Here is a 16,038-nt window from a genome sequence, read left to right as displayed (position 1 = left end):
CAGTAAAACATTCCTTTTGAGGGCTGAATGTTGGGCGTTTTTTATAGATGGTTCAATACGGAAACCCGTATCAGAACGATAAATAGACGTTATTAACGAAATTTTTATTTAGGATAAGATATTATTTCCTATTAAGCCACAAAAATAGTTTAATAAAGCTTTCTCACTGGGACAAAGAAACTATTATGTCTGTTTTTATAGCAAGATAGGCACTATCCAACTCAACAGAAATAACATCTCCTTGGTTAACAGGATATTTAAACATCTGAGCATCCACACCTGTTTTCTGATATCCCCAATAATGACCTCTGCTACCGCCTTTTTCGACATAAATGTATGTCGTCATTTTACCTATCAACGTGCTGTTAACGTACACATTAAAATTGGCTGATGTCGTGTGAGAACCATCCCTGTGATTAAATAATGTAGCAAGAGAAACATTGAGATAATTAAAATCCCCCGTGGACTGAAAACGTAAACTGTCAGTGGCTGTTCGGGTGATACTCCCGCCACCTGTTCCTTTCCATTCCCCATTCTGGCAGGACAATATCGCGCCAGTCTGATCTCTGCTTATCAGACCATCAGGCGAACAAACCTCACCCGCAATTGATATTGAAGTCGACTGCAAATATTTACCTGTAATATTTCCTGATGCAGAAATCGCTCCTATCGTTTTTCCATCATTTGAACCCGATAATGTGAGGTCGCCTCTCACTCTTTGGCTACCCCAAATATCCAGTTTAACAGAGGAGTTGTTATCTCCATTCAGGGAAAGATAGCCATCACCCGCACCGCCTGATACGTTCAGCAGGAGCATATTCGGATCGCTGGTGCCACCACCACCAATCTGAAGTTTGCTGCTCTGGGTTTTTGCTGAAATGTAGTTTTCAGAGTTGATACCATTTTTTACCGTAAGCTGGCTGTTCATCGATACGTTCTTACCAAATGTGGAAAACCCAATAACATTTAAATCCTCAGACACATTGACGTTCTTGGCAAAACGCCCATAGGTGCCATTAAATGAGGTCGCGTTCACGTCACCCGATGCGGTGATGTCTTTGGCGTTGTTGATACTCTGGCCTCCCATATTCAAATCACCCGTCATTGGTAATGTTCCATCACGACGTAGATAAACTGAATACATAGAGCTGTCATATCCAACACGGTAGGCCAGCAATCCTGCCGCATTTATCCCATTATAATTATTTTGGCTCTCAGTCCATTGACCAGCCGTACCCGATGCCACCGTAGCGGATTGCGTCATACCACTATCAATGCCAGCCGCCTGCATAGCACGGCCTAATAAGTCATAGCGAACACTGTTCCCTTCTGACCAAGGCTGCGTCGTAGTAACAAGGCCATTAATAACGTAGTTAGGCGCAATGCCAGAGCGTTTTAACAGTATCGTATAAGAGGATTTCTGCGCATTTATTCCGGTATAGCTAACAGGTAATAAGCCCTCATTGATTAGCGTTTGATAGGTGATTTCACAACCATTAGCAGAACAGGTTCTTGGACCCGGATCGCTGCTCTGGCTGCTGCTTAAAGTTAATGTTGAAAGTTTGTCATAACGGATACTGATATAACGATTAACCGCCTCTCCCATCTGTTTCATTTGCTGACCAACAGCAGAGGCCATTACTTTCTCTTGATCGCTTTTCATATCCTGAAACTTAATGAAAGCCATTGCCGTACCGATACCTAAAACCAATGCGACTTCCAATAGGGAAAACCCTTTTTTATTTATTATTTTCATTTCTCACCGTCCTTTTTTATTTACATACATGTTAATTAGCAAAATTAAAAAAGCGGTCAAGATATCGACAAAGGATTAATAAAATAAAAAGAATAAATGGCTTTCATTATCTTTCATGTTTTTTTGCAAAAACAATCTGTATCTATAACGATGTAAATATTAATATGTTATTCTCACTCAAACTACAGGCATCAGACACGTCGCTGGTATTGATATTCCCATCAGTATCTTTAACCATTACTGAACCCACTTGCACTATATAAAAACTTGCTGCTGTAGCAGAAATCAATCTGGCACATTCAGCCGCAGGCACTCCATTATAAGTTATAGTAAATGCACTTCCGGGTGTCCCTGCTGGACCTGTATCGTCAGATGCCAAGACAACATTCCCTCTCCACGAATTTACAATATAAAACCCAAGAGCGAACCTCTTTACCATGTTGTCTGGAAATATCCCAGCTTTATACATAGAACCATTAACCACACCAGAATAAGAATTCGTTGATGCATATACTGACTTGACTCCCGCTTGTATTGCTGCAATATTTTTCACTTCGGCTTCTACACGCTGTGCTGCCTGAACCTTGGGGTAAACAATAAACGCACTAACAATCAACCCAGCAATAACACCTAAAACTAAAAGCAGTTCAAGCAGAGAGAACCCTTTTGTATATTTTCTGTTTTTTAATAGCACCATGTTTAACTCCTTTTCATCCAAACGATGAAAAACAGATAAACCATTAACTTGGGTCAGACAATAGATAGCGGTATGTAATTAGTGGGTTAACTGATGAACGGATGATGCAAGGGAATTATATTATTAATTATTTTCATCAGAAAGGCAGTAAGAAAAATAACCTACCACTTACCTTAGTTGATAAACGATTCAGATAAGTGGATGTAATCAGTACATGTGCAATTTGAAGTATGGATAATATGATACTATAGAATGAAAAGGATAAGTAAAATATTTAAACTAATAAACTTATTAATAAAAAACCAACCCTTTAAATATAAAATGATATATTATGAAAATTATCTATATTTCCTACCTGTAGGTTTTGATACTACATCTGGCTTCTCGTATTTTTCAAAACCCAAGTCTTCAATTAATGATAGTCCATCCCTAAGATGAGAATAAACAATATCATGTATGTCTTTCTTTAATTTATCTAATTCCTTATTATCATTTACTTCAAAGAACTCACGAAGGAAAGGAATCGATGTTACCTCCATATGGAGTTCTACTTCTGACGTTCCCATTTCCGCATTAGTATATTTATGTGTTCTTTCATCTCTGTATAAGTAAGTCTTCGTTCTTTCAAGATCACTATCATACCAAAAACGAATACCAAATGGTTGATTGTTTTTCTCATATATAAAATCAAGGCCTTTTGACATAGCATTATACCCTATAAATTTAGAACTTCTGGTCATTGTTATCTCCTTACATTTAATTAAAATAATTTCGTTTTTTTATTTTGCAGCCATTAATAAAAAATAAACAATTACATTGAGTAAGACAATAGACAGCAACTCGTAAATAACGTGTTAACTGACGAACGGCTGACGCGAGAGAAATATATCACAACTAAGGTTTTATTTTTCTTACATCGGGCTTGCTTGAATGCATTAACATGGTATCATCATAACTTTGAAGATCTTCCTCTCGAACATCATTAATCACTCGATACAGGCTTGAATGTTTTTCACATATACTTTTTGCTGAGCGTACCATTGTATTAAATAAATCGTCAGTTATTCCCAATGAGTTTGGGCAAGTTTTTCCATCAAGATAATTTCTGTAAAAAAGCAAAAGCGCATATTTGTATCCCACATAAGGAACGGGATATGTCCTTCCATCAGGATGCTGCATACGGTATGCATACGACACTTTCGTCCCTTTAGGTAAAGAATAAAGATCTTCCCCTGTAGAAAAATCTTGCGCAACAAAAAACCTGTCTTTGTTTAAAAAGATAACTTTCCGAGGCTGGTATCCTTCATGAAATAATTTATCCACGAGGTCTTTTAGTTTAACTACCTCTATTTTTCCTAATTGGGATAAATTCGGAATATTGACCTTACTTATTAAGCCACTGTGCCTTAAATCTTTCACAGCATCTGTCCATTTCGTTCTCTTTTTTACTGATATTCCACTTAATTCATTTTCATTCATACACTTTCCTTTAAAAAACTCACTCATTTTCACTCTAATAATTCACGAAGAAGAATAGGGTTCATACCTAGCTCTTTGACACATTCTTTTCTTCCATCAGGATACGCTTTTATCAGTTTCCCCTCTAAAATATAGTGGATAGCTATTCCTGCCGTGAACGCTTCTTTAATCGCATTCTGTGATGCCCGTTGAGCAATTCGACTTAACACTGCCGTATCCTGAAGCGGATTTTTCTTTGATTTCTTCTTTTTCATTATTTCCTTAAAACAATCTGATAGCACTAAAAATCACATCACTATCTTTTACCGTTGAATGTCTTAGCCCATCAATAAAAGCCTCACTGATAAGATGACAAACCGAATCATTAAAATGATATTCGCCATTTTTCTTTATAAGATCGTTGATCTTATCTTCAGAATCAAAATCAAAAACAGCATTAGGTTTAAATAATTTTATCTTATGCAATAATATATAAATAAAAACTCTGATAACCCAACCATCTTCATTTTCTATGAGTTTAAAAAATGGCTTTTTAAACGAAATAATGCTCAGATTGTTGGAGCGATTTTTTCTTATTGAATAATACATTGCCACTCCTTTTTCATAAATTACCAGACAAATGATACTTAGGCCATTACTGCTATAGAAACACAACACCTGTTAAACCAAACTTATTATATAATTCCCAACGAATGAATATCCAATTTAAAACAAACCTGATATCCACTACCATTACATTGATAATATTTTATTATTTACTCATTGATAATACTGATATATGATCATCACTGTCTGTTGTCAAATTTTGACACATCACTTAAATCAATCTATCGGGGAAAAACAATGAGTGAAGCTCTCAAAGTATTAAATAACATCCGTACCCTGCGTGCTCAGGCACGAGAAACCGATCTGGCGACACTGGAAGAAATGCTGGAAAAACTCACTGTTATTGTTGAAGAGCGCCGTGAAGAAGAAACCAAAGTTCAACAAGAACAGGCTGAACGTCTGGCAAAAATTGAAGCTCTTCGAGCCAAACTGTTAGAAGATGGTATTGATCCGGCTGAACTGCTTGGTTCTGTTTCTGCCACCAAGTCAGCAAAATCTAAACGTGCTCCTCGTCCGGCTAAATACAAATATACCGATGAAAATGGCAATGAAAAGCTATGGACAGGTCAGGGCCGTACACCCAAAACTATCGCCTCAGCACTGGAAAGTGGTAAAACGCTGGAAGACTTTGCTATCTAATTATATGACTCCCTGTTGTATTTGGTGCAATGGGGAGTCACTTTATCGGACAGGCTGTTCTGTGCCAAATGCGAACTTTGCTTGCTTTACAATGTATTCATTATTGAGAAGTAGGCCACTTTACTGAACCTAACCTTAAGGAAACATCATTTTAACCAACTGAATTTCTTAGTTTTATTTTTCCGATAGACTTGTTGTAGAGCATTGATTTTAGTCAGGTTAAGTAGGAAAATGGAGAAAGTTAAAGAATTCTTAAGGGATTAGAACAGATGAGCATGTTAGAGTGGAAAAGAAAAAATGGCACAGATAGCTTAGTTCTTTTTATACATGGACTTAAAGGTGGAAGCGATACGTGGTCATTTAATAAGTCTATTTCGTTTCCTATTTTGCTCTGCGGTGATATCGAGTTGGAAAATTACGATATTGCTTGTTTTGAATACTTCACTAATTTTACCAATTTATTCGGTAATAAAACAGGAATGTTACGAAGACTTTTCAATAATACTAAGAAGAGAGAAATTAACCTTCCTGTAAGTGAAATATCTCAACTTTTAGTTACAGAGATGGACTTACATTTAGGTCAGTACAATAACATCATAATTATAGCGCATAGTATGGGGGGCTTGATTGCAAAGTCTTGTATCCTCAAACTGATCAACTACGAGCGTTCAAGAAACATTAAGGGGTTCATTTCTTTAGCTGTTCCTCATTTTGGCTCGACCATTGCAAATATCATGTCATCTTTAGTTACTAAGAATATTCAAATTTCAGACTTAAGTGTCTTTAGCAATGAGACAGATGCTTTAAATCGCGATTGGCTTAATGCTAATAATCTGCCTAAGGCAAAATTTGTTTATGGCACTAACGATAATATAGTTAAGAAACAAAGTGCATTGCCATTGCATATTCAAGAAAAAGACTACATTGCAGTGAATGAAGATCATCAATCAATTTGCAAACCAGAAAGCATTGAAAACAATGTATATGCTGTGGTCAAAAAATTCATAATTGAGATTTCCAACGAAGAGTCTGATCGACTTACACAGGCAGAGTTTATTGACGAAAACCAATATGACAATGAGTTTTTTGTTTTAAAGTTAATGCTTGCCGATGTGCATAATGATTTTACTAATCACGCCAAAGAATATTATTATAATGCTGAATTGGCACGTAATTTATTTACAAGTGATTATGACAGAAATCTATTGGGTAAAATTTACAGACAAATTAAAAGTCTCTATCAAACACAATACCAATTAGCATTATCCAATCGATTGTCCTCAGATCAGTTAGTTGCATCAATACATAGTAAAATTGATCAAGAAGATAAAAAAGAACTATCAACTGTTTTATCTAATTTAGATAGTTTGCACAAGAAAGGAATGCTTCATCAGTTAGCTAATAAATTGAATAGAGATGTTATTTGGTCAGCGGATACAACAGTGGAATCTCTGAGTATTCTTAAGGGTAAGAAATGAATGCATTACCATATATTCCCTTGGATGAAGAGCTATCCTTAAATTTGGCTATTTTCTCAAAGATCTTACATTTACTAGGGAAGAACAAACTTGGTAAACCAACTTTGGATATAGACAAAGCCAAGATTTTTATGTATCTAATAAAAAACCCATCAAAGATAGAGAGGGTCATGATATTAGCGGGTAAAAAAGCGCCTTCAATTGATATAACTCAAATATATACAATAAAAAGCATGTCAATCAATGTTGATATCCTGTTCTCGAAAGAAAAAATTAAAGAAATATTAATTAATATGTCAGCTCTAGGTTTCTTAACTGTAAAAAAGATTGAAGATGTTACCTTTTTGGAATTATCAGAGTCTGGATTGAGTTTTGCAGAGTCGTTAGTAGGTGGATATTATGATCAGATACATTTATATATTGATGGAGTTTCCTCTTTAAAATCATTAAGCGCTAGTAAACTTTATAAAATTCTAAATAATGTTTTCACGGAGGCAGAATGACATCTTATCTACGGATTGATAGATTAATCTTGGTGGGAAGCCGGAAAAATTATTCCGTGAGTTTTGAAGATGGGTTGAACGTCATTCATGGAGATTCTGATACAGGAAAATCCAGTATTTTGGAATTTGTAAATTATTTGCTCGGTAGTGGTAACATTGAACTTGCCGATGAAATGCTAACTTCTCTTGAATATGCAGCCTTAGAGCTAACAATTAATGATGAAGCTTGCACAATAGTGCGGAATATATTCAATCCTAATGAGTTAATTGACACTTATAATTGTCATTTTCATGATATATCAAATCATGTACCGAAAAAATTCGCACCAAAATTTAATTCAAAACCCGGCCCGGATGGTTTCTTTTCAGATTACTTAATGGATTTATTAAACTTCCCAAAACTCAAACTTAAAGTATCACCTACACAAGATAGTTCAAAATTCAGGCGGTTAAGTTTTAGGGATTTAATGAGATTCTGTTATGTAGATCAAGACGACATGGGTAGTAAATCTCTACTACATTTAACCGAATGGACAAGATATGCTCATGTTAAGGAAGTATTTAAATATATATTTAATGTCTTTGATGCTGATATTTCTGATTTAGAATCTCAAATATCCGATAAGAATACTCAGCTAAATAAGCTATCAAAAAAATATGAAAATGTGTCTGATTTTTTACGTGAAACTGGTTATGAGTCAGTTTCATCAATTGATGATGAAATAAATTCTTGTGATATTTCACTTGAAGAAATTACTGAGGCTATTAATACTCTTAATCAGAACATGACTTCGAATTCTGAAACATACAAGGAACTTAAAGCATTTCATACTGAGTTTAATCTTAAACTTAAATTAACCATTAAAAAATTATCGGAACTATCAACCAAGCAAGAACAGTATATTCGTCTAAAAAACGATTATAAAAATGACATATCCAAAATACAAGCGATACACTTGGCCAATTCAAAGATTGGAAAGATTAATGAATTGAAATGTAATTGCCCTATTTGTGATAATGTTATTAATATTAAAGATGTAGATAGCTTGAACAGATCAAAACCCGAAAAACTTGATGAAGAATTAAGCTCTCTAATTCGAAGAGTTAAATCAATTGAAGAACTGATATTTTCTCTTGCCGATGAGCAAGTTGTGCTGAATAAGGTCAGAGTTTCTCTTGAAGAAGATTTGAATAAATCGGCATCTATGATTGATACTGAAACAAAGGATATGATAACTCCATTCTTAACTCAGCGAGATGCATTCTTAAAAGAAGCAAATGACCTGAAGAATAGAAGAGCTAATTTAGTATCGAGTTTAAGAATAAGAAATCATCAAGAAGAAATTCTTAATGCGCAGAGCAGGCTGAAAGATAATCTGATAAAACTGCAAGATGAACTGGAAAGAATGCGTAGTGAAGCACCTGACATTACTGGGGTTTTATCTAATTTAGGGGATAATCTCAGTGAGTTCCTTGAGCATGTTAATATTAAAAATAGGACTGGCATCTCCATACATTCAACTACATATTCTGCAGTTGTAAGAGGTAGGGATTATTTCAAAATCACCTCTGGAGGTCTTAGGACATTGATTACAATTGGATATATGACATCCATACTTAAATACTCTATATTCAATAATATCAATCACCCTAAGTTTTTGTTATTAGATACTGTGGGTAAATATTTGGGGAAGAATACGAAGCAACAGTATCTTTCTGGTACTGACGCGAAAGAGGATGTAATAGAAGGAACATCTGATCCTAAGAAATATGAATTGGTCTTCAGTGCCTTAATCGAACTTTGTAACCTAGCCGAAAATAAAAAAATTCCGTGCCAAATAATCGTAGTTGATAATGACGTGCCTACGGTGTTAGCTGATTGGCTCAAAGAAAGAACTGTTGCTCAGTACAGTTCGACCGGAGAAAATGGTTTACTTAAAGGATTAATAGATGATATCTAAATGTGCCCCCAATTAAGGGGCATAATTAATACGAATTATTAGTGTATTGCTCAGATTGGGCTGTTTGTGGTCATCCCTCCCAAAAATCGATGACGGTGTAAGTGTCCAGACAAAACACATTATTCACTTTAGAAATTATTCGGCATCACTTTATGTGAAAAACGTCTGCTGCTCGCTCAGAGTAGACAGCCATATTCGAGGGTGTACGTAATTCTGTGTAACTGCCACCCTATTAAAGGTGAGCGCTCAGGCGGTCACCTGCTCTTTAACTGCATCAGTGACTTTGGATATCAGTGTGGGTGACACATCCGCATCGTACATTTCCCGGAACGTAGCGACGATTTCACGGGTCGTCATGCCTTTGGCATACAGGGATAAAATCTGGCTGTCCATCTGGGTGATACGTGTCTGATTTTTCTTTATCAGTTGCGGCTCAAAGGTATTTTCGCGGTCACGCGGCGTGCTGAGTTCAATCTCGCCGTCATCGCAAAGCAGCGTTTTTGACGAGTAGCCGTTACGGGTATTGGAGCCTGATTTAGGGGCGTTTTTCTCGTATCCGAGATGGTCGGTGAGTTCGGCATTGAGCGCCGTTTCGACGGTGAGTTTCGTCAGCATACGTGAAAACGCATTGAGGTCTGCCTGCGTTTTAAGGCCTTTAGCCAGTTCAGCCGCAAGGGCTTTAAGTTTCTTTTCGTCCATACTTTGCCTGTCTCCGCTGTTGGAGTGAACATATCAAAAACAGGCAATTACACAATTTTAATTACACCCTCCCATATTCTGCCACGCCTAATACCCTAGATAAGCTACCGCGCCCTCTAGGGCTTGCTCAACAGCTCACCGACCTAAAAACAAGTTTTAGGCCGGTTCACCGTTCGGACGTGAAAAAAATAATTAACATTTGGATTTATTTATAACATTTTCGATATAGACTTGGCCCTGTGCTCTATACCCTTCAATATCACGCTCAGATAGATTAGATATGTTAAGCAGAACCCCAAAGACTAATTCTTTATCTACATAACCAATATCACATCCTAAGACTTTGGCAACCTCTGCACCGAAAATAATTTTCTGGCGGGTGTTTTCTTTTTTCGTTTGCTGTTTCTTTTTAGCTTCCAAGAAGTATAAGCGTTCCTGTGCTGAAGCAATTTGTTGTTTTATATCCTTTCTGGTCATTTATGTTCTCCCCAATGTTTTTTCTTGTTGGCATAAGGGACATCCGCATAATCATAACCATTACCAATTTTTTTCTTGATTGACTTAATCTTCAATTTAAATTGTTGCTTTATCTGGCGCTGCTTTGCTTGCTCCCTAATATTGATTACTATCTTTTCTGCTTCTAAATAGGCTTGTTCCGTATCGGTATAGATTCCATCATCAAGAAGCCTTTTAGCTTCCCAATCGATGGCTTCATCATTATTTTTATACATTACACCTCCTTGTTTTTTATATATTATCCTTTAACACATTTTTGATAATTATCAATACAGGAAGATGATTTTATTTAAAAAATCATAAGATGGATATTAATACCGACATCATTGCATTAACTCACATTAAGACTAATGCAGTGTCATCAAGTTTATCAGGATTCATTGTTATTCCTTTTTTCACTGCTATTATTATTTACTTTATTTTTATTAAAATGGAAAATTGCAAAAATAGTATTAATGGAGTATAATTTTTAGGCAGAGCACTCTTTATATAGAAAGGATATTCTATGACAACAAGCAAACGTTATGAGCCTGTCAAAAAAATCACCGTTGATGAAAAAGGAAAAACACTCAGGGTAAGTTTTGAAATTTTTGATCACGACGCAGGTCATTTTCTCATAGGTGAAGACCTTGAAGGATTTATTGAGGCTAAATCAAGAGCAAACGCTCTTGAGCATGAGCACTTGGAAAGTGTAAAATTGAAGTCTACACCTAAAAGACGAAAATCCTAAAATATTCCCCTGATGAGTCAGGGGAAAAAATCACATACTTTCAATAATTTCACGAAAGTCTCTATAGCTCAACAGTTTCACTTTATCATTACCATATACTCTACAAATAAAATCCTGCTGAAGCTCATGAAAAGTAGATAAATAACAATATTCTTTTAATGCATCCAATACATTAGTATACTTTTTTTTATACTGAATGAAATGATCTGAGCTTTCTTTTTCAGGATCATGCTCAATCTCAACAAATCTACTCAACGTTATTTTAAATCCATTATCGTGAAGTAATTTCAATGCAGATGGTATGTTTTCCAATTGATTACAATATAGAGAGTCAATAATAATATGCTTCTCTTTAAATCTATCCGCATACTTCAGAAAAGTATCATGATAATTAAAAAATCCATAAGTTGCTAAAACATGACGACCTTCATTATCTTTTCTGTCTACATCTATTCCGTGTTCAATTAAGGCATTAATCACTTCTTCTGAACTGACATGAAATAGCGCAGTATGCCCAAGCTTATCTTGATGATTAATATCAACGCCAAGATCTATTAATTGTTCTACATCATCTCGTGTTCTTGCATAGAACAGCAATGTTCGGTCGAGTAAATCTCTTATTTCATATGCTGATATATTATGTTTTTTTAGAACATTCATTAATGATCTAAAAATATCGTTGGTAAATGGCAACATGTTGTTATCTCCTTTTTATTTTTATATGTCACATCCCTTTATTATATAAATTTACTTTTGTCAAAACTTGGAGAGCTATTATTTAAGGCAATAATAGTTCTCCAGCCATAAATATCATCGCCGCCAAATACCCATTATTATGGTAGATAATCTCAACACTCTATTGATACTCCTTGTTAAAGTGTTTGCTTTTTTTATAACTGGCTCTGGCTCTGGCTCTGGCTCTGGCTCTGGCTCTGGCTCTGGCTCTGGCTCTGGCTCTGGCTCTGGCTCTGGCTCTGGCTCTGGCTCTGGCTCTGGCTCTGGCTCTGGCTCTGGCTCTGGCTCTGGCTCTGGCTCTGGCTCTGGCTCTGGCTCTGGCTCTGGCTCTGGCTCTGGCTCTGGCTCTGGCTCTGGCTCTGGCTCTGGCTCTGGCTCTGGCTCTGGCTCTGGCTCTGGCTCTGGCTCTGGCTCTGGCTCTGGCTCTGGCTCTGGCTCTGGCTCTGGCTCTGGCTCTGGCTCTGGCTCTGGCTCTGGCTCTGGCTCTGGCTCTGGCAGAGAATTATTAACCAGAACAAATGGTTTGCATTCATTTCCGATACAGATATTATCAACCACAGGTTCAATAATGTAATTAGTATCGTTATATGAGACATCAATTTTACCTAAAAAAATAACATACACTAATTTAAAATGATCCGTTTTAAATAAAAATCTGTCATCTACATCAGGCACCCCCCAAAAAAATATGGTTAAAAACCTTTCTGCTGTCTTGTTAGTTTTAAGCCCTTTACGGTATATTTCAGCTTTTGATCTTTGCTTTTCCAATTCCTTATAAAAAACATCTTTTTGGCTATCATTCCATCCAGACACATCAATTTCCAGCCTAAAAGGCTGCTTTGTTTGTTTATCTCTAGCCAAAAAATTCAAGATATATTTATCTGAATTGCGGTCTACAGTTAGATTGGATTGAACTTTCCCAAAATATATAGCTGGTTTTATATAACGAATTCTATCCTTGAAAAGTATCTGCTGAAATGTAGTTTTATAGCTTCTTTTTCCATATGGAGGTATTGAAAGATACTCATCACGATTGATATTACTAATATAATAATCAACTATTGGTTTGATACTGGACGACGAGACAGGATGTTCGTGATTACCTTGAGCTTCATTGCGAGCTGTATACTCTCCTCTGGAAAGGCTATCACTTTTTTTTCTTTCTGGAACACTGAGTTTTAGCAGTGAAATCACAGGAGCAGGAGGCGAGTTTTCCGTCTTTTCACCATTAGAACTATGCTTATCATTATATTTTGGATCATGAATACCACAACCATTTTTATGATCATTATCATATCTAAAATATGACTGTCTTTTTTTATCTGGTGTATAACTACAAGGCGTTGCCTTGATCCGACATTGTTCATAAGGACATTCATATTGAGTTGTCTTTACATAAAATGCATCCATCCCTCTGAGATCGTTTCCATGAACAATTTCCCCACTCAAACTATCTTTAGCTATCGTCATCAGAAATATCCATACACACTATCACTGTATAAACTCTAACTAATTTTCACCTCTAAAATCAACCCCAAAATATCAAATGCCTGCCGGTATATGAAATAAGCCACGGCGTTCCAGCATTTTGGACTTTAGTAATCCGCTCTTTCATCTCTTCTTGTGATAGCTAATTTTTTTATTCGATATGTTTATTTATGTCAAAAGCAGCACTTTGTGAGTGTTTACAACAATCACTATGCTGAACAGGGCTTGCCTGTTAATTTTAGATATATCCAATTATGGTTTTTAGCTAGCGCTCACTCACCTTAAACAGATTATACCAGATATCGAAAAATGAATAAAAGCAGGTCAAAAACGAAGTTTACAAACAGGGTATGAAAAATAACTTCGTACTTAAAACCCCGACCTCTCCGCGTTACTTATTTTTGTTTATTAGTGCTTTTCATTTCACTTGTTAAAATTTAACCCTGATTTCCATAGTTAACCTGTGAATTGTGCAACAAGGAAAACCACCGATAAACTTACCTATTTTCTTGTTTTAGAGCTTTCCCACCTTACGGCGGGATAAATTAACACTCTCCTTGTCCTTCGGACGCCATTTAAAAACCCATCACTTTAATATCGCGGAATACTTCGCCCGTTTATCCAGATTGCGCCGCTTAATTCGGCGTTTTGTTTTACAGGCATTAATATATTTCGTATTAATTAATTAGAGGCTTTTACATTGTTTCTTTTTTTAAGAAAACAATGCCCACTTATACACTGCTACGCAGTGTGTGGGGTCTACCGACGGTTGCCTGCCGCAGGCTAACACCGTTTCCTTCGGAAACAACGTCAACGTCAATCCCGAAGTTTTTCTTGCGAAAAACTAACGGCAGCATAGTTATCGTTGCGTTTTATATTTTGGTTTTATTTTATATTGAGGTTCTATAAGTTAATGGCGATATTTCATCTGGAGTTTAAAATTGTGAAACGTTCTGAGGGTATGTCTTCCTGTAGGAAGGCAGCCTATCATGCACGTTGCAGAATAACAGATGATCGCACAGGCAATACCTACGATTTCAGCCACCGAACAGATTTATTCCATCATCTGATATTAGCACCTGTTTCCGCACCTGCTCATATTGTTGAAAGCTCGACAGCATTGTGGAACGAAGTGGAAAGGGTTGAGCGTCAGAAAGACGGTCAAACAGCCCGTTATTTTGATGTGGCTATTCCCTGTGAACTGAATAATGAAGAAAAGATAAAACTGGTCGTTGAATACTGCCAGAAGAATTTCGTTGATAAAGGAATGATTGCCGATATCGCCTTCCACGATTTGGATGGTCAAAACCCCCATGCACATGTGATGTTGACATTAAAACCGATCACCGCTGATGGCTTTGGTAAAAAAGAAAGAAGCTGGAACGACAAGAAAAACGTAATACTGTGGCGTGAAGCGTGGTCTGCTCTTGCTAATCGCTATCTTACTGCTGCTGGCAGTAATGAACGTATTTATCATCGTTCTATTGAGGCTCAACATAATGAAGCACTCGAACATGCTGCTATTACCTTGGATGCAGAAGAAAAAGCTCTATGGCTTGCCAAAGCAACAGCAACCAGCCGCCCGGCAATGCAGCGTGTTCATCGTGCCAAGTGGAACAGTCGAAGCGTTCAGGAAAAACGTGCTGCTGAACAGGCTGTTCGTGATGAGATGAAACAGGAAGCACAGACCACATATAGTGTCTTCAAAGAGTTGGATCTTCAGATCGTTGTTGACCTCAGAAGCTTTACTGTGTCGCAGCTTCCTGAACCTGTTGAAATCGTCTTACCTGAAATACAACCTCGAACAGAGTTCTCTGAGACAGGTTCACAGTCAGCATCATCAGAAGACCAAAAGCCTGTTCTGGTTGCCCCTGCGCCTCATACACGCACCAAATTGAAATCCCCATCAACAGCCAGAGCGGTTAAACGCGCTCCTGTTAAAAGTAAGAGAAGGCAGATTAAACCCCGTCCAGATGGTATTTTTAAACGCTTCACTTTGCTGGTAGTAGGATATATAAGAGAAAAATTTGTCTGGGCCAAGAAGAAACCAGCTCCTGTTTCCGTTGATGCGGATCACGATAAACGTATAGCTGAAAACTATGTCTTTGATGAGGTTCAGGGCATCTATGTGCCACGCGCTGAGTATGAAAAACGTCTCAGATTCAACAGTAATGACTACAAACCAACCACGGAGGAGATAAGGCGTTTTCCAAGTCGTCCGGTTAAGGCATCACAGCCTGATAGTAACCTTGACTACATACCAACGCTAGCGACTGACAGGAAACCGCCTGCACTAATGTTGAAACCGCCGGGTTATAAAGTAGATTAAGTAACTTATATTAATATACTTAAAAAAATGACATATACAATCACAATGTTACTATAAATTATTAATTTTTTGTTGTTCCTTCCCACGCCAAGGGAGATAGATCGAAAACTTTATTAACCTCATATTTATTCATTAATGAGTATTTTTTGCTATTCAAAGCATCGCTAACCATAAATAACCTCCAGCGTGGATCATGGCTCAACTCTAGTTCTTTTCTTGTCATAAAAAAATGCATCCTATCATTACTAGTTCCTTTAACTTCTACAAGAAGTTGTTCATTAGTTATTTTATCAGTAATTAAAAGGTCATAACCACAAGCATCTTTCTGCCTATCAATAACATCGTATTTTTTACTTAGAACCTCAAACGCTTTTTCAATAGCAGCTTTTTCAACCTTTTCCCTATGCCAGGGTGAGAGCATG

The 16,038-nt window shown here is 36.8% G+C and carries 17 protein-coding genes and 1 pseudogene; 6 read left to right on the top strand and 12 right to left on the bottom strand.

Annotated elements, in window-relative coordinates:
• Positions 1-163: 163 nt before the first annotated feature.
• The 6 genes from pilV to DMB82_RS06545 form a co-directional block, all read right to left on the bottom strand.
• Positions 164-1,756, bottom strand: a complete 1,593-nt coding sequence (gene pilV / locus DMB82_RS06570) for a shufflon system plasmid conjugative transfer pilus tip adhesin PilV (protein ID WP_102119169.1) — start codon at positions 1,754-1,756, stop codon at positions 164-166.
• Positions 1,757-1,898: 142 nt separating this feature from the next.
• Positions 1,899-2,453 (bottom strand): type 4 pilus major pilin, encoded by a 555-nt coding sequence (locus tag DMB82_RS06565; protein ID WP_102119170.1) that lies wholly within the window; start codon positions 2,451-2,453, stop codon positions 1,899-1,901.
• A gap of 338 nt (positions 2,454-2,791) precedes the next feature.
• Entirely contained in the window at positions 2,792-3,193 is a 402-nt protein-coding gene (locus tag DMB82_RS06560; RefSeq protein WP_102119171.1) for a hypothetical protein, read from the bottom strand.
• Between the two features lie 154 nt (positions 3,194-3,347).
• Complete coding sequence (locus DMB82_RS06555) at positions 3,348-3,932, bottom strand: hypothetical protein (RefSeq protein ID WP_102119172.1); 585 nt, start codon at positions 3,930-3,932, stop codon at positions 3,348-3,350.
• A 29-nt stretch (positions 3,933-3,961) separates the two neighbouring features.
• Complete coding sequence (locus tag DMB82_RS06550; RefSeq protein WP_102119173.1) at positions 3,962-4,186, bottom strand: hypothetical protein; 225 nt, start codon at positions 4,184-4,186, stop codon at positions 3,962-3,964.
• A 7-nt stretch (positions 4,187-4,193) separates the two neighbouring features.
• On the bottom strand, positions 4,194-4,520 hold the full coding sequence (locus DMB82_RS06545) for a protein kinase family protein (protein ID WP_102119174.1): 327 nt from the start codon (positions 4,518-4,520) through the stop codon (positions 4,194-4,196).
• Positions 4,521-4,775: 255 nt separating this feature from the next.
• Between DMB82_RS06545 and DMB82_RS06540 the strand changes: the two genes are divergently transcribed.
• The 4 genes from DMB82_RS06540 (at position 4,776) to DMB82_RS06525 (ending at position 9,119) form a co-directional block, all read left to right on the top strand.
• Positions 4,776-5,177 carry an H-NS family histone-like protein gene (locus DMB82_RS06540; RefSeq protein WP_116164481.1) on the top strand — a complete coding sequence of 134 codons (402 nt, stop codon included), beginning with the start codon at positions 4,776-4,778 and terminating at the stop codon, positions 5,175-5,177.
• A gap of 269 nt (positions 5,178-5,446) precedes the next feature.
• Complete coding sequence (locus DMB82_RS06535) at positions 5,447-6,655, top strand: ABC-three component system protein (RefSeq protein ID WP_116164483.1); 1,209 nt, start codon at positions 5,447-5,449, stop codon at positions 6,653-6,655.
• The gene (locus DMB82_RS06530; RefSeq protein ID WP_116164485.1) at positions 6,652-7,158 is read left to right on the top strand and encodes an ABC-three component system middle component 4; all 507 of its coding nucleotides are present in this window, start codon (positions 6,652-6,654) and stop codon (positions 7,156-7,158) included. The genes DMB82_RS06535 and DMB82_RS06530 overlap by 4 nt, the downstream gene beginning before the upstream one ends.
• The gene (locus DMB82_RS06525; protein WP_116164487.1) at positions 7,155-9,119 is read left to right on the top strand and encodes an AAA family ATPase; all 1,965 of its coding nucleotides are present in this window, start codon (positions 7,155-7,157) and stop codon (positions 9,117-9,119) included. The genes DMB82_RS06530 and DMB82_RS06525 overlap by 4 nt, the downstream gene beginning before the upstream one ends.
• Positions 9,120-9,371: 252 nt before the next feature.
• Here the strand turns inward: DMB82_RS06525 and DMB82_RS06520 are convergent.
• The 3 genes and pseudogenes from DMB82_RS06520 to DMB82_RS06510 form a co-directional block, all read right to left on the bottom strand.
• Positions 9,372-9,818: pseudogene (locus DMB82_RS06520) on the bottom strand (transposase); the annotation flags it as partial.
• Positions 9,819-10,010: 192 nt separating this feature from the next.
• On the bottom strand, positions 10,011-10,295 hold the full coding sequence (locus tag DMB82_RS06515; RefSeq protein WP_116164489.1) for a conjugal transfer protein TraD: 285 nt from the start codon (positions 10,293-10,295) through the stop codon (positions 10,011-10,013).
• The gene (locus tag DMB82_RS06510) at positions 10,292-10,549 is read right to left on the bottom strand and encodes a hypothetical protein (RefSeq protein ID WP_116164491.1); all 258 of its coding nucleotides are present in this window, start codon (positions 10,547-10,549) and stop codon (positions 10,292-10,294) included. The genes DMB82_RS06515 and DMB82_RS06510 overlap by 4 nt, the downstream gene beginning before the upstream one ends.
• Positions 10,550-10,839: 290 nt before the next feature.
• Between DMB82_RS06510 and DMB82_RS06505 the strand changes: the two genes are divergently transcribed.
• A complete protein-coding gene (locus DMB82_RS06505; RefSeq protein ID WP_116164493.1) occupies positions 10,840-11,064 on the top strand; it encodes a hypothetical protein in 225 nt (74 codons plus the stop codon).
• 30 nt (positions 11,065-11,094) lie between these two features.
• Here the strand turns inward: DMB82_RS06505 and DMB82_RS06500 are convergent, their stop codons facing one another.
• Positions 11,095-11,760, bottom strand: a complete 666-nt coding sequence (locus tag DMB82_RS06500) for a hypothetical protein (RefSeq protein ID WP_116164495.1) — start codon at positions 11,758-11,760, stop codon at positions 11,095-11,097.
• A gap of 114 nt (positions 11,761-11,874) precedes the next feature.
• Positions 11,875-13,269 carry a hypothetical protein gene (locus DMB82_RS06495; RefSeq protein WP_228400055.1) on the bottom strand — a complete coding sequence of 465 codons (1,395 nt, stop codon included), beginning with the start codon at positions 13,267-13,269 and terminating at the stop codon, positions 11,875-11,877.
• A gap of 931 nt (positions 13,270-14,200) precedes the next feature.
• On the opposite strand from DMB82_RS06495, the gene mobQ reads away from it, so the two are divergent.
• Positions 14,201-15,616, top strand: coding sequence for a MobQ family relaxase (gene mobQ / locus DMB82_RS06490; RefSeq protein WP_116164499.1), 1,416 nt, complete (start codon positions 14,201-14,203; stop codon positions 15,614-15,616).
• Positions 15,617-15,677: 61 nt separating this feature from the next.
• Here the strand turns inward: mobQ and DMB82_RS06485 are convergent, their stop codons facing one another.
• A complete protein-coding gene (locus tag DMB82_RS06485; RefSeq protein WP_116164501.1) occupies positions 15,678-16,037 on the bottom strand; it encodes a protein NO VEIN domain-containing protein in 360 nt (119 codons plus the stop codon).
• Position 16,038: the final 1 nt, after the last annotated feature.

The sequence above is a fragment of the Pectobacterium aquaticum genome, from assembly GCF_003382565.3.
Classification (GTDB): Bacteria; Pseudomonadota; Gammaproteobacteria; order Enterobacterales; family Enterobacteriaceae; genus Pectobacterium; species Pectobacterium aquaticum.
This window is presented reverse-complemented; position numbering and strand designations above follow the sequence as displayed.